This is a genomic window from Lacticaseibacillus huelsenbergensis, assembly GCF_029726355.1.
In the GTDB taxonomy this organism is placed as follows: domain Bacteria; phylum Bacillota; class Bacilli; order Lactobacillales; family Lactobacillaceae; genus Lacticaseibacillus; species Lacticaseibacillus casei.
On sequence record NZ_CP120687.1, the window covers coordinates 926,263 to 940,782 of the forward strand.

The window sequence follows — 14,520 nt, forward strand, 5'->3', positions numbered from 1 at the left end:
GTGTAAGTGGCCTTGGACGTGATGGCCCGGGTTTAGGCCATTGCAACCAAGATCCTTACACGCAGTTTTCTGCGCCGGTGAACGCGTTATCGTTAGTGTCAGTTAGTGCTTAGCAACATAATCATTCAGATCAAAATCCGACCCAACATCGTTACCCAGTGGCGTCGTGCGCGTGTTCAAATCCACGTGATACTTTTCATGCAACGTCTTCAAAGCGTGCAGATCATCAGCATCCACCGCAATAAAATTCGTCAGCCGCGTTTTGCCTTCCTTCATATGAATGTTACCCACATTCAGTTCCTTGATCGGCACGCCGCCTTCCGCCAACGTCAACGCGTCCTGCGCCGTTTTCACAATGATGAAAATCGTCTGCCGCGGTGACGCCTTGAAAATCTTATCGATCGTCTCTTGCAGTGAAAAGAAACGAATACCCACCGACTCCGGCATTAACGAGGACATCAACTGTTGCTGAATATGGCTTTTCGCAACCTCGTCGTTGGCAACAATCACCAAGTTGACGCCAAGGTTGGAAATCCACAATCGCCCTTGTCCATGAATCAACCGCTCATCCAGACGTACTGCCTTAATATTTGGTTCCGTCATTTTAAAAGCCCCCTACCAATATAGTTGCCAATCTTTATAAAACCTGATCAACGCTTCCATGTAGAAATAGTCGCCCCAGAGATTGCCTTCATCCACGCCATGACCGGAATGCCAGGAATAGACCCCGTGAAGCAGTAACGGTTCTGCGGTCTGACCATCCACCGGTGTCGCATAATGTTGAATCAGCGACTTCAACTGGGCATGCATGGCCGCGCGATAAACCGGCTTATCCGGATCCGCTTCCGGCAAATATTTCAGCATCTCGTGCAACCCGCACACCGCGATCACCGCTGAAGACGAATCACGACTCTGATCACTGCCTTCTTGGAAGATCAGATCCCAGTACGGCACATCATCTTGCGGCAACCGATTCAGGAAAAAGTTGGTCACGGCTTTGAAACTGTCAAAAGCGGCCGCATCATGCGTGTCATAGTAATGCAAGGCCGTCCCGTAGATCGCCCATGCCTGCCCGCGCGCCCAGTCGGAATCGTCGGCGTACCCTTGCTTTGTCGCCCCGCGCAATGGTTTGCCGGCGTCGTCAAAGAAATAAGTATGAAAAGTGGAGCCATCCGGACGAAACACTGTCTTCAATGCTGTTTGATAATGCTGATCGGCAACCTGCCGATACTTAGCATCCCCAGTCACAGACGTCGCCCAATACAACAACGGAATATTCAGCAACGCATCAATGATGAGCCGATTTTCATCTTTAGCGCCTTTTGTACCCCAGGCTTGGATAAAGCCGCCTTTTTGATGGAAGCGGGTTAACAATTGATCCGCTGCTTTAATCCCGGTGTCTTTTGCCAGTTGACTGTTCGTTAGTCGATACGCGCTGACAACTGACGGCGAATACAGAAAGCCTAAATCGTGATGATCAACGGAAATCTTGCGGTCAATCCGATCAGCAAAACTGGCAACATTCTTTTCGGCCAGTGCGCGATACTTTTGCTCGCCAGTGTATTCATAAGCTAACCACAACATCCCGGTCCAAAAGCCATTGGTCCATTCCGTGTTTTTCATCGGTGCATAGCGGTTGTTGACCGTTGACGGCTCGGGAAAATTCTCACCGAATACCTTGATGTTTAAATCAAGATGCGCAACGACATTATCCAACGCCGTGGTCACCATGCGCCTGTCGACAATCCCGGCGTTGAAAAATCGCTGGGCATTCGTTAAATTTTCAATTTTCAATGTTTGCCTCCTTGGTGCTTTGTTACGAATCGTTTGGAATCGATAGGTATGTATACTTTTTGGAAATAATGTTTCCATCTTGTGACATTCTAGGCAAAAAGGCTTTCTAAAAAATCCAATTGTTGTACTCGTGCCCCGTCATATAGGGAAACTTAACTATTTTCATAAAGCCGTTAAAAACAAAGGACATTGTTGAACTACTCATTTATTTCTTTATAATAAACGTCCTTTCTTTTTATTTCCAAAAAGACTATAACATGCAAGCGCTTTAATGTAAATCATTTACGAACAATTTTCCCCAAATTAACGGCTTCAAAAACCAATAAGCGCTTGTAAACGCTATTTTTATAGGGATTTACAAGCGACAAATATAAACATTCATAATCACTTTTAAGTCAGTTATCGATGTTCGCCCTTTAGACAGCTGATGAGATCAGCAAAAAACGCCAACCTAAAACCCTCAAAGTCAGGTTGCAACTTTGAGGGTTTTGCGTTGACGCTATTCAGATTATTCAACTTGTTAGCTTTTTACTTTGGCTAACGATTAGCCGCGGTGCGCGTCCAGAATTTCCGGACCATGTGTCGTGCCAACTACCACCGTTTTGACGAGATCAAGGAACAGGCCGTGTTCAACCACGCCCACCTGTTTGTTAAGCCATTCCGCCAGCAAATGCGGATGCTCGATCCGGCCAAGGTGCAGGTCGATAATGTAGTTCTTTGAATCCGTCAGCGCCTTGGTGCCATCGTCGTTTAGGCGATACGCCGGCTTCAAGCCTTCATCCTTTAGCCGTTGCAACAACTTGCCGCTGCCGAACGGAATGACTTCAAGCGGTAACGGGAATTTGCCTAGCGTATCCACCAGCTTGGTCTCGTCCACAATCCAAATATTCCGCGCAGAATTAATCGCCACGATCTTCTCAATCAAATGTGCGCGTCCGCCGCCTTTGATGCCTTGAAAATGCTTATCCACTTCATCGGCGCCGTCAATCGTTAAATCGATTTGCGCAACTTCATCCAGATCCTTCATAGGAATGCCGAGCGACTCAGCTTGCTTGCGCGTCCGCACGCTGGTCGCAACACCGGTCAGATTCAGGTGCTCTTCCTTGACCCGCTGCGCAATCGCTTCAACCAAGTAATACACCGTTGAACCGGTGCCCAAGCCAATCGTCATGCCATCTTCAACAAACTCAGCTGCCTTTTGAGCGGCTTCCTGCTTCAACTTGTTCTGATCCATGGCCAACCATCCTTTTCGCTTAATAACTCTATTATATCTGATTCCCCGGAAGATGAGCGGGTTGTCACAAGACTTATCGGCAAATTGACAAGTTGTTTTCTGATTATCACAGGACCTTTTTCCTATAACAGTCTATCAATTTCCAAAAATGAAACAAAATATTTTAAAAAGTCTCGTGGTTTTGTTAACTTATCATGTAAGCGCCAGCATATCAGCGATTACTGATCACAGCTTTACACAATTTCACCTGAGCTAACCCAAACCAAAACTGGACAAACCATTTTTACCATTGTATATTTCTATATAATAAACTTCGCAAAATTTCGTTTGGAGGCATTCCATTGGAACAAGTAAAACCAAAACAGCAAAAACCTTATGGCACAGTGCTTATCAAAGCTAAAGATATTTTAGACTATCTCATGAAAGCTGACGATCCGCCGTCACTGGCAGACATGAGTGCGGCGTTAAGTTCGTCGAAACCCACGATTTTGAAAATTCTCAACACGCTTGACATGATCGGCTTCGTTCGGCGCGACGAAAGCACCAAACGCTATTATCTCGGCACTGAGCTGATTCCCTATGCGCAAAAAGCACTCGACAGTTTTGATATTGCCAAAGTCGCGCGCCCGTTTCTCGAGAATCTGCGCGACGAAACCAACGAGACCATTAATCTCGGCATTGTCCGCAATGACAAAATCGTCTTGGTTGAAAAACTCGAGAGTCCTAACAGCATCAAACTGGAATCCATCATCGGTGGCACCATGAACATGTACTCATCCGCGATGGGCAAGGCGCTGCTGGCCAACTATTCGCGCAAGCATTTAGACGATTACCTTGAGACACATAAACTCAAGCCGCTAACGCCTAATACAATCACCAGCTTGCCGAAACTCCGCCAGAATCTGAAGACTATTCAGGAAATGGGCGTGTCCATCGACAACGAGGAAAATCAGCCGGAAGTCCTTTGCCTAGGCGCCTCGATCATGAAAGCCGGCCGCATTTACGGTGCTTTCAGTATCAGTTCACCTAAATACCGGGTTAACAAAGAACGTCAATCCAATTTCATCCGCTTGTTGCTGAATACGCAGCATGCTATTGAACAAACGCTGTAAATTTAAGCTAAGACCTTTAAAGATGCAAAAATGGCAGCCGCCTTGCTTATCACCATAAGCAAAGTGGCTGCCATTTTTCATGCTGAATATTGTGATCGTCACTATTTTGCGAACGCCTCTTTACCCCACGCCTCCAGCTCAGTAAGCGCCGGAAAAGTCGAGCTATCCTGATCCTTTACCAGCTGCGTAAGTTTCAGCCACGTCACTTTCCGCGGCGTGATGTCAAACTGCTGCGGTGCTGCCGTCTTCTTAAGTTCAAGCTTTTCGCTGCTGCCATCGGAAAATACGACGGTGACTTCCTGCCAATAACTATCATGCGGATAATCAGCCCGCAAAATCAGCACAAGGCGATTCAACAAAACTTCCCGGCCAAAGTCCAATGTCAATTCAGCGTCAGGGCGCTCGGCAATTCCCCACGACTGAAATGGGTAACTGCCATGCTTTTCGTTAGCAATCACCCCATCAATGACATTCTTGGCATAAAACACAAGTTCATCCCGCGTCTCCGCATTGGCTGACGCATGGGGATAGGCACCGGTTGCTTCATGCTGGTCATAGGTGTTCAGCGCCAAATTGCGTGAAACAGTTAGCTCACCTTCATGTGCCACCCGCACCCAGGCATAGTGGTTCGTTCCTAAAAATGCCCCATCCGGATACGGCCATTCCTTCTGCAAGTTAAACGGAATCCGAAAATCCCACGTGGTTTGTTTCAGATACACCAGCGATGGTGCCACACTCGCATCCAATTGCACCCACACATAAGCGGGTGCGTCACTGACTCGAACCTGATAGTAATCGCCCAAAGCATACTGTTTGTGATAGGCCAAATAGGTTCTAGTCTCACTCGTCGCGGTTTTAAGCGTTTGATCTTCATGTCTTAATTGCAAGGTTATTTCAGTCATCATGTGCCTCCTCAAAGTCATTAACTGCTAACTCGGTAGCCAAACGTTAGGCTCAGCAAACCATGTCCTTTTGCCAGCTCGAAATTTCCGATTAAGAAAGACCGTTTTTAACAAAAGGCAACTGTATCGTATGGCAAGCGAATGTGTGCTGTCAAACGGTGGCCGAAATTTCATAATAGCGCTTGCATTTTTGACTAGTCATGCTATATTGGACTTGTGCAAAATAATAAACATTGTTTCTTTAAAAGAAATGTAGGCTTTTTCATTGTCATTCAATATGGTCACGCGTTACGCGCATAGCCCTGAAGACATTAAACATTACGATACCGATAAGCTGCGTGAGGAATTCTTGATGCCAAAGATCTTTGCGCCTGGCGATATTTTACTCACCTATACTTACAACGATCGGATGATTTTTGGCGGGGTAACCCCAACTGATCAGCCACTGGAAATTGCGCTATCAAAAGAATTAGGCGTTGATTTCTTCTTACAACGCCGCGAATTAGGGCTCATCAACATTGGCGGCGAAGGTAGTATCACCATCGACGGAACCGAAGAGCCAATGACGACTCACGACGGTTACTATGTGGGCATGGGCACCAAGCATGTTATTTTCAAATCAAACGATCCGGCTAACCCAGCTAAGTTCTATGTCGTTTCGACGCCGGCACACAAAACCTATCCGAATAAAAAGTTGCCATTTGCCGATGCGTTGGCAAAGCCAATGGGCGATCAGGCGCATATGAATAAGCGCACGATCTACAAATACATTGACGCTTCACAAATGGACACCTGCCAGTTGCAGATGGGCTACACTGTCCTCGAACCCGGCTCTTCCTGGAATACGATGCCGGCCCATACCCACGCACGGCGGATGGAAACTTATATGTATTTTGAATTCGCTGAACCTGATACCCGCGTCTTCCACTTCCTGGGCGAACCGAACGAAACTCGGCACATTGCACTGTTTAACGAACAAGCGGTGGTCAACCCAAGCTGGTCTATTCATTGCGGTGTCGGCACCACCAACTATGCCTTCATCTGGGCAATGTGCGGTGAAAACCAAACCTACGATGATATGGATCAGGTACCAATGTCTGAATTACGTTAACATTTAAACTCATTAAAGGAGCGTTTAAAAAATGGCAGAAATTCATCAAACCGAAGAAGAAATCAAACGACACGAAGCCGAACTCGATCATTTTAAAATGAAGCAATTCGACCTGACCGGCAAAGTTGCCATTGTCACCGGCGGCAATACCGGCCTCGGCCAGGGTTACGCCGTTGCGATGGCCGAAGCCGGCGCCGATATTTTCATCCCGACTTTTGGCACCGCCGAATGGGACAACACCCGTCGCTTAATCGAAAAACGCGGCCACAAAGTTGAATTCATGCAAGTCAACTTAACCGAACCGGGCATCGCCGATAAAGTCGTTGCCGAAGCCGTCGACAAAATGGGCCACATCGACATCTTGGTCAACAACGCCGGGATGATTCGCCGTAATCCCCTGCTCGAATCCAAAGATAAAGACTGGGATCAGGTCATCGCGATCAACCTCAGCGCTGTTTATCACATGTCCCTAGCTGTTTCAAAAGTCTTTGCCAAGCAAAAATCCGGCAAAATCATCAACATCGGCTCCATGCTGTCCTTCCAAGGCGGCAAGTATATTCCGTCCTACACAGCAAGTAAGCACGGTGTGGCCGGCTTAACCAAGGCCTTCGCTTCCGAAATGGGCGCCTACAACGTTCAGGTCAACGCCATTGCGCCAGGCTACATCAAGACCGAAAACACCGCCCCAATCCGCGCAGATAAAGCTCGCGACCAAGAAATCCTCGACCGCATCCCGGCTGGACACTGGGCTGAGCCTTATGAATTAATGGGGGTTTCCGTCTTCTTGGCTAGTGATGCTGCTAATTATATCAACGGTGCGATCATTCCGGTTGATGGTGGTTATCTGACGCGTTAACTTTCGAGCTTTCAAATTAAGCACACAACTTGATTGTTCCTTATTACAATGATTTCTAAACCAAACAGGCATCGGAGACGCTTGAACGTTTCCGGTGCCTCTTTAAATTAACAAGCATTAAGTGTCGCATCAAAAAACTCCCTGTCAAAAGGACTAGTCTTCTTAACAGGGAGCTAAGTTTAAAATACACACACCTGATCTTGTTAAAAACTAATTTTGTCTCACTAATTTTCCTTAGCAGCCTCTTGAGCCTGTCTTGCCACAACATTGTCATTAACTTTGACGAACGGGATATATAGCAAGATGCCGATCAAGACAACGACAGCCTGAACCACAACAGAACGCCAATCACCAGATGTAGCTAAAAATGCGTTCATGAAGACCGGTGTCGTCCAAGGAACCTGAATCACCATCGGACTCATCCATCCCAGTGTTGTTGCCAACCAAGCAATGAAGATACCAATTGATGGCAAGAGAATGAATGGAATAATCAGCGAAACGTTATAAACAATTGGATAGCCAAAGATAACCGGTTCGTTGATGTTGAAGACGCCTGGTAATGCCGCAAATTTACCAACGTTGCGCGCAGCTTTATTCCGACTGACCAGGAACGTTGCGATCAACAAACATAGGGTGCCACCCGAACCACCAATTAGCCCAAAGGATTGAACAAGCGACAAGTTAATGATGTTAGGAATCGCATGTCCCGCACTATAGGCAGCCGTATTTTGAACAATGTTGATGATCAACAGCGGTTCCAAAATAGAACTGTAAATGACCGAAAAATGGATGCCGAAAAGCCATAGCAGGTTGGCCAACGTGTAAATAATAATTGTTCCGACAACGCCAGTACCAATATGTCGTAATGGCTCCTGGATGAACGTTGTGATCAAGCTGATCAAGTTCATTGACGTCGTATCAAACAGAACCGTGGAAACAAAAGCAAAAAACGAAAGAACAAGAATAATTGGAATCAAAACATTAAACGAGTTGCCCACAGCAGGCGGTACTTGATCGCCCAAATGAACCTGCAAGTGCTTGATATGAGATACCCAGATAAACAATTCCGTTGCAAGTAAGCCAATAATAATGCCGGCAAACATGCCTGTTGTCCCCATATTGCTAAATGACAAGGCGCCAGTGACATCGATTGCCTTTTTTGCTCCGGTTGGAATTAACGAAACCGTGTTTGGCATCATGGTGATTAAAGCCGCCATTGAAACCATAGCTGAAGCAATCGGATTATCGAAGCCGCGGTTCTTAGCCAGAAAATAACCGATCATTGTGGCAATCAGCAAACTTGAAACATTCAGTGTGGCATTGGATAGCATTGTGCCCCAATACTGAACCTGAAGTAACGTTTTCCCTTTGAAAATCCACGTAAACACAGTGTTGTTGAAGAGCGTTGCCAGTCCAGCCAAGATATATAGCGGCATGATCGTTGCAAAAGCATCGCGCAACGACCGCAAATGAATTTCGTCGCCTAATTTTACAGCGAACTTAACAAACGCCTGTCCAAACTTTGAATCTTCTAAACCCATGCAATTCATCTCCCATTATTGATGAAACAAATTGAAAACCCTAATCATCCAAATCGGCACCATTAGTTTCTATGACGTGTTTAAACCAGCCATAGCTTTTTTTAGGGATCCGTTTTAAGTCTTTCAAGTCGTGATTTGTCCGATTAACATAAACCATGCCATAGCGCTTATCCATATTTCCTGAAGAACTGGGAATGTCGATCAATCCCCATCCCAAGTAGCCAATAACTTCCACGCCATCATCAAAGACAGCCTTCTTTAAGGCTTGAATATGCCGACGATGATAATCAATCCGATAGTCATCTTGGATCATCGAGCCATTGAACTTTTCACGCATCCCAATGCCGTTTTCGATTGGAAACATTGGTAAATGATACTGATTATATGTCTTCGTCAGAATGTCGCGGAACCCTGTTGGATCAACATTCCATCCCCATTCATTAACTGGTAATCCCGGAACTTCTTCAGCGCCAAAGTCAAGATAGTGATTGGGAATAACATTAATCGGAACGTGATCACTATTAATCTGCAATGAACGATAATAGCTAAACGCAATAAAGTCGCTGTGTAACTTGCTAAAGGCTTTTTGGTCTTCTTCAGTTAAATCTAGGTCAATATTTTTCCGCTTTAGAAAAGTCAAAACTTCCGAAGAATACCTGCCATAAGCGAAAACATCTAACAAATTTCGGTTGAGAAATTCATCAATTCTTCGCGCATAAAAAATATCGCGCGGCCGAGATGTTGCGGGATAAACTTCCTGATATGCCAACATGCCGCCAATTTTTGACTGGGTGTGTGCATGTAGATAATTTGCAATTCTAGCGTGCGCAACCATCACATGGTGACTAATCCGATACATATCAGCATCTGACTGTGGCCCTTTTAGATAGCCTGAAATTTGAAAGACTTCAGGCATTGAATAAAGATTCTGTTCGTTAAAAGTAATCCAATATGGCACGCGGTCAGCGAACCGCTTGATCATTTCTTTCCCATAGCGAACAAATGCATCTACAACATGTCGATCAATAAATCCGTTATACTTTTCAGCTAAAGCTAGTGGCATGTCAAAGTGATAAAGACAAATCATCGGTGTGATATTTCGACTCAAAAGCTTATTAATCAAATCGTCATAGAATTGAATGCCTTCTTCGTTGAAATCACCGTCGCCTGTCGGGCAAACCCGGCTCCACGAAATTTGGAATCGATAACAATTCATACCTTGATTTGCCATTAAATCCAGATCTTCGTCGTAACGGTGGTACTCGTCGATCGCGACATGCCAGTCACTACTGTTGTTCGTGGCCGTTCGAATGTCATAAACGGATCGTCCTTTTCCTCCTTCGTTCCATCCCCCTTCCGTTTGCATACTTGATGTCGAATTTCCCCACAAAAACCCGCGGGGTAGTGGCTGTGACATTTATAACCCTCCTGTGAGCGTGAGCAGGAGCGCTTAGAAATCGGAGTGTAAGTGGCCTCAAACCTAAATGGCTGGGCTTTGCCCATTTAGGTTTGAGGTCCTTACACGGAGATTTCTGCGACTGCGAACGCGTTAATGTAACTGAGCATCCACTGAGTCCGAGATATTTCGCCTCAAAATGAGTTCACAGACCTTGGCAAAACAACTCACAAAAAATTTTTACATTGGCGCAGTGACGCTTGCTTTATGAATTCCCAATGAATTCGGTTACATTATGGCACGAGTCGTTTCACCTGTAAACACATTTATAAAAATAAGTATATACATATTACAAATTCGGACTCGAATTTGCCGGCCATTTGCCGTAAAATGACAGTTAAAACTACATTAATTGCAGCGAAAAAAGGAGGTGTCAACACACCAATGTATAAATATCAAACAATTGCCCAAAAACTCCGAAAAAAATTCACCGATGGCTCTTATCAGCCTGGTGATTTATTGCCTGATCAGGAGAGTTTGGCTAATGAATTTAATACGACTCGGTTAACCATTCGCAAGGCTATCGAGCAACTCATTCACGATGAAGTCGTCTATGTTAAACGTGGTGCGGGCACCTTTTTACGTAAGGATGTCCATCAAAACAAATTGGAGGCATCCATCGATAAGCCGGTCGGTGCGACCAAAACCTATGCCGGACGAAATGTAACCAGTAAGGTACTTGAGTTAAGCGCCCGTTTGCCGACTAAAGAGGAACAGCAGGCCTTACTCATCGATGCAAATGAACCTGTCTACGTTATCCGTCGAGTGCGCTATATCGATGGTGAAGTCTTTGCCTACGAACACACCATTATGCCTACTAAGCTCACAACACTAACGCAAAAAGTGCTTGAGGGATCCATCTACAAACATCTTGCCCAAGTTGACCATTTACGAATCTCAAGATCACATCGCATTATCTCCGCAGCTAAAGCCACCGCAGACGATGTCAAAGCTATGTGTGTTCAACTGAACGATCCGGTTTTGGTGATTAAGCAAATCAGCTACACGGAAGAGGGCGAGCCCTTCGAGTACTCCGAAACGCACTTTCCTTATCAAACAAGTAACATGGTTGCCGACGTTAATATTAATCCGCCAGATACTTGGTGACATGATCCTTACGTCCAAGCGACCAGCGCAATTAAAGTCAAAAAAATAGCCTATCGAAGACTCGGTTTTACGAGTCCTTGATAGGCTATTTTTGTAGAACAACGATAGTCTTCTTCAAAAAATCCCAACTCGACTTTATCCGGCCGTGACCGGAAATGATCGCGAATAAAAACCCAAGTCGGGATACACGTAATAGCTTGTCGAATAATTAAACGGAACGCCTTTGCCATAATAGTTAGTTTGATCCAAAGCGAGCACCGGTCTGCCCACTGGTTGTTTCATAACTGCTGCCTGCTCTGCTGTCAGCATGGCAAGTCGAACCAGATTCTCCGACTCTGAGATCCGAATCTGATAAGCCTCATGCAAAAATTCGAAAATGGAATGGTTAACAGCCTCAGTTGACAAAAACGGAACTGCTTGGAGGGTAAAGTAAGCCTCTTCTAAGCAATACAGAGCAGCATGCAAATAACGCAGTCGAACGACGCGATATAGTTCACTATTTTGCGAAACGTCCAATGATTTCGCTAAATCCGAACCGGCTTTGATTTTGTCAAAGGTAATAACGTGAGAAGTCAGATGCTGATGCTTATTATGCATCGCTACATCAGCACGTGTCACTAAATTAATAATGGCGTTTGACGTTGCCGGCATGTGATTGACGTAAAAGCCTGAACCTTGCACGCGCCTAAGAAGTCCGCTGCGATAAACAACATCAATCGCTCGGCGTATCGTGTTTCGTCCAGCCTGATATCGACTGATTAAATCTGCTTCAGTTGGTAACTTATCTGGATATTCTCCATTACGAATTGATTGTGCGATATTATCCGCAATTTCTTGATATTTCGTCATCAAAAAATCCCTTCCCTAGAAACGAATGCAAGTTAACTCTATATTGCCACAATACAAGCAATAAAAGAACATCAGCACTGGTCAAATAGATTGTCATGATTTCAAACCCCAAAAGAAAAATTCATGGGCACTTGCAAAATTGATACCCATGAATTATATTAAAGCTGCCGATTGAAAACGGTTGCTTTTTAATAGCTCGATTTTAACAAGGGAGATTGTACACAATGGCTAAAAAGAAAATTCTACTCGTATGCAATGCTGGTATGTCAACAAGCCTGTTGGTAACCAAGATGCAAAAGGCTGCAGAAAAGGACAATATTGATGTTGATATTGCCGCCACCGCTTCAGCTGATATCAGTAACAAAATCAATGGCGAAAACCCAAATGTGATGATGCTGGGTCCTCAAGTCCGGTATATGCAAAAAGACCTCGCCGCCAAATACGATTTTCCTGTTGAAGTCATTAATATGCAGGACTATGGCATGATGAACGGCGAAAATGTTTTGAAGGCCGCACTCAAAATTATTGACCAAGAAGACAAATAACGGGAGCGTAGCAATGTCAGAAAAGGCAAAGACCAATACCAACGAAAATGAAGACAACCTAGAAACTGTTATGGGATTGATTGTCAATGGCGGTAATGCTAAAAGTTCTGCTTTTGAAGCTATTTCTGCAGCAAAAGAAGGCAACTTTCAAAAAGCAGATAGCAAGCTGAAAGAAGCTGATGACTTCTTGGCAAAAGCCCACAACTCGCAATCAGGTATGTTGACCAACGAGGCCCAGGGCAAACATGTTCCGGTGACCTTGTTAATGGTTCATTCACAGGATCATTTGATGAACGCTATCACTTTTCGCGATCTTGCTGGCGAAATTGTGGCCTTATACAAAAGATTGGCTGACTCTAACGTAACGGAGTAGCTGAGTCACGCACGAAAAGCATTAATCCAGTTGCTTAACATGTCGATAGCAAGAGACTCACGTAAGCTGGCCCTTTTTAACAAAAGCGTCCGGAAACATGCTATCCAAATCCGTCAAAGGAAGTTTAAATCAATATGACAAAGAACACTGCAATGCCTCCCAACTTCTTGTGGGGCGGTGCTATGGCCGCCCATCAGGTGGAAGGTAACTGGCAGGCCGGTGGTAAAGGCGTCTCAATTGCAGATGTCATGACCGCAGCCAGCCGCACTCAACCTGTTCGTCAAGTAACAGAGCACATCGACCCGCAAAAAAATTATCCCAACCATTGGGGAATTGACTTCTACAAAACTTATCCTAAAGATATCGACTTATTTGCAGACTTAGGCCTTAAAGTCTTACGCACCTCAATTGCGTGGACCAGAATCTTCCCTAATGGTGACGAAACAACGCCTAACGAGGAAGGTCTCAAGTATTATGATGACCTGTTTGACGCCCTTCTTTCAAAAGGCATCCAACCGGTCATCACCTTATCACATTTTGAGATGCCGTATCATTTAGTGAAGGCTTATGGCGGCTGGCGCAACCGCAAGTTAATTGAGTTCTTTGTGCGCTTTGCCACCACCGTCTTTAAGCGATATAAAGACAAAGGCAAATATTGGCTTACTTTCAATGAAATCGACAACCAATCAGATTGGCGACTACCCCACCATCTTCTTCAGGATTCGGGATTACAGTTAAGTACCGACGATAACTGGGAAGAAGCCATGTTCCAAGCGGCGCACAATGAAATGGTTGCAAGCGCAAAAGTGGTTAAAGCGGCGCATGAAATTAACCCCGATTTTCAAGTCGGCGCCATGCTGGCCATGGTTCCAATCTACCCGCTGACAGCCAAACCGAGTGACCAACTTTTTGCTTTACGTGCTATGCAATACCGCTATTACTTCGGGGATGTCCAATTAACCGGAAGTTACCCTGCTTGGCTTTTAAATTATTTCAAGAGCAAACAGTACAACATTGAGATAACCGAAAGTGACAGAAAGGATCTGCAGGAAGGAACTGCTAACTTTTTGGGTATGTCGTATTACTTCTCGTTTGCAACCGAAGCCCGTCAAGACGGGAAAGTGGCATTCGATGAACATAACGATTTAGTGTCAAATCCCTACTTGTCAAAGTCAGAGTGGGGATGGCAGATTGACCCAATCGGACTACGCTACATTCTTAATTGGGCGAATGATCGCTGGCACAAACCGATTATGATTGTCGAGAACGGTATTGGCGCTTACGACAAGCTGACTCCTGATGGAAAAGTGCATGATGACTATCGCATTAAGTATTTACATGATCACATTGAACAAATGAAGCTTGCAACGATTGTAGATGGCGTTAACGTCATTGGTTATACCATGTGGAGTCCCATCGATCTTGTTTCCGCTAGCACGGGAGAAATGGCCAAAAGATACGGCTTGATCTATGTTGATCGCGACGATAACGGTCAAGGCTCCGATCGCAGGTTTAAAAAAGATTCTTTCTATTGGTATCAACACGTCATTGCAACAAATGGATCTGACTTAGAACCAGTTCGTAACGAGAGCCATTCTAAGCAACCAGAATAATCGTATAGAAAAAGACCATTTCTGGAT

14 protein-coding genes are annotated in these 14,520 nt (G+C 45.0%); 7 read left to right on the forward strand and 7 right to left on the reverse strand.

Translation table 11 applies throughout. The features are described 5' to 3' along the window. Positions 1-102 precede the first annotated feature (102 nt). From LHUE1_RS04105 to rpiA, 3 genes are all read right to left on the reverse strand, one after another. A complete protein-coding gene (locus LHUE1_RS04105) occupies positions 103-603 on the reverse strand; it encodes a PTS sugar transporter subunit IIB (RefSeq protein ID WP_010490713.1) in 501 nt (166 codons plus the stop codon). A gap of 12 nt (positions 604-615) precedes the next feature. Next, positions 616-1,794, reverse strand: a complete 1,179-nt coding sequence (locus LHUE1_RS04110) for a glycoside hydrolase family 88 protein (RefSeq protein WP_217774470.1) — start codon at positions 1,792-1,794, stop codon at positions 616-618. Between the two features lie 544 nt (positions 1,795-2,338). Further along, positions 2,339-3,028 (reverse strand): ribose-5-phosphate isomerase RpiA, encoded by a 690-nt coding sequence (rpiA, locus tag LHUE1_RS04115; RefSeq protein ID WP_010490710.1) that lies wholly within the window; start codon positions 3,026-3,028, stop codon positions 2,339-2,341. Positions 3,029-3,369: 341 nt separating this feature from the next. Between rpiA and LHUE1_RS04120 the strand changes: the two genes are divergently transcribed. After that, positions 3,370-4,140, forward strand: coding sequence for an IclR family transcriptional regulator (locus LHUE1_RS04120; RefSeq protein ID WP_010490706.1), 771 nt, complete (start codon positions 3,370-3,372; stop codon positions 4,138-4,140). A 101-nt stretch (positions 4,141-4,241) separates the two neighbouring features. Here the strand turns inward: LHUE1_RS04120 and LHUE1_RS04125 are convergent, their stop codons facing one another. Continuing rightward, a complete protein-coding gene (locus LHUE1_RS04125; protein WP_217774469.1) occupies positions 4,242-5,042 on the reverse strand; it encodes a hypothetical protein in 801 nt (266 codons plus the stop codon). A 265-nt stretch (positions 5,043-5,307) separates the two neighbouring features. On the opposite strand from LHUE1_RS04125, the gene kduI reads away from it, so the two are divergent. Both kduI and kduD read left to right on the forward strand, forming a co-directional pair. After that, positions 5,308-6,153: a 5-dehydro-4-deoxy-D-glucuronate isomerase gene (gene kduI, locus LHUE1_RS04130; RefSeq protein WP_049169228.1), complete on the forward strand. Its 846-nt coding sequence runs from the start codon at positions 5,308-5,310 to the stop codon at positions 6,151-6,153. A 31-nt stretch (positions 6,154-6,184) separates the two neighbouring features. Beyond that, positions 6,185-7,009, forward strand: coding sequence for a 2-dehydro-3-deoxy-D-gluconate 5-dehydrogenase KduD (gene kduD, locus LHUE1_RS04135; protein WP_049169229.1), 825 nt, complete (start codon positions 6,185-6,187; stop codon positions 7,007-7,009). 224 nt (positions 7,010-7,233) lie between these two features. Here kduD and LHUE1_RS04140 read toward each other — a convergent pair whose 3' ends face one another. Both LHUE1_RS04140 and LHUE1_RS04145 read right to left on the reverse strand, forming a co-directional pair. Continuing rightward, positions 7,234-8,550 carry a PTS sugar transporter subunit IIC gene (locus LHUE1_RS04140; RefSeq protein ID WP_049169230.1) on the reverse strand — a complete coding sequence of 439 codons (1,317 nt, stop codon included), beginning with the start codon at positions 8,548-8,550 and terminating at the stop codon, positions 7,234-7,236. Between the two features lie 40 nt (positions 8,551-8,590). Next, positions 8,591-9,967 carry a glycoside hydrolase family 1 protein gene (locus tag LHUE1_RS04145; RefSeq protein WP_049169231.1) on the reverse strand — a complete coding sequence of 459 codons (1,377 nt, stop codon included), beginning with the start codon at positions 9,965-9,967 and terminating at the stop codon, positions 8,591-8,593. A gap of 423 nt (positions 9,968-10,390) precedes the next feature. On the opposite strand from LHUE1_RS04145, the gene LHUE1_RS04150 reads away from it, so the two are divergent. Further along, positions 10,391-11,113, forward strand: coding sequence for a GntR family transcriptional regulator (locus LHUE1_RS04150; RefSeq protein ID WP_049169232.1), 723 nt, complete (start codon positions 10,391-10,393; stop codon positions 11,111-11,113). 135 nt (positions 11,114-11,248) lie between these two features. Here LHUE1_RS04150 and LHUE1_RS04155 read toward each other — a convergent pair whose 3' ends face one another. After that, a complete protein-coding gene (locus LHUE1_RS04155) occupies positions 11,249-11,962 on the reverse strand; it encodes a GntR family transcriptional regulator (protein WP_277848340.1) in 714 nt (237 codons plus the stop codon). Positions 11,963-12,186: 224 nt separating this feature from the next. On the opposite strand from LHUE1_RS04155, the gene LHUE1_RS04160 reads away from it, so the two are divergent. From LHUE1_RS04160 to LHUE1_RS04170, 3 genes are all read left to right on the forward strand, one after another. Beyond that, positions 12,187-12,507 carry a PTS sugar transporter subunit IIB gene (locus LHUE1_RS04160; protein ID WP_049169236.1) on the forward strand — a complete coding sequence of 107 codons (321 nt, stop codon included), beginning with the start codon at positions 12,187-12,189 and terminating at the stop codon, positions 12,505-12,507. Between the two features lie 13 nt (positions 12,508-12,520). Further along, a complete protein-coding gene (locus LHUE1_RS04165; RefSeq protein ID WP_049169238.1) occupies positions 12,521-12,880 on the forward strand; it encodes a PTS lactose/cellobiose transporter subunit IIA in 360 nt (119 codons plus the stop codon). A 134-nt stretch (positions 12,881-13,014) separates the two neighbouring features. After that, on the forward strand, positions 13,015-14,493 hold the full coding sequence (locus tag LHUE1_RS04170; RefSeq protein ID WP_049169239.1) for a 6-phospho-beta-glucosidase: 1,479 nt from the start codon (positions 13,015-13,017) through the stop codon (positions 14,491-14,493). Positions 14,494-14,520: the final 27 nt, after the last annotated feature.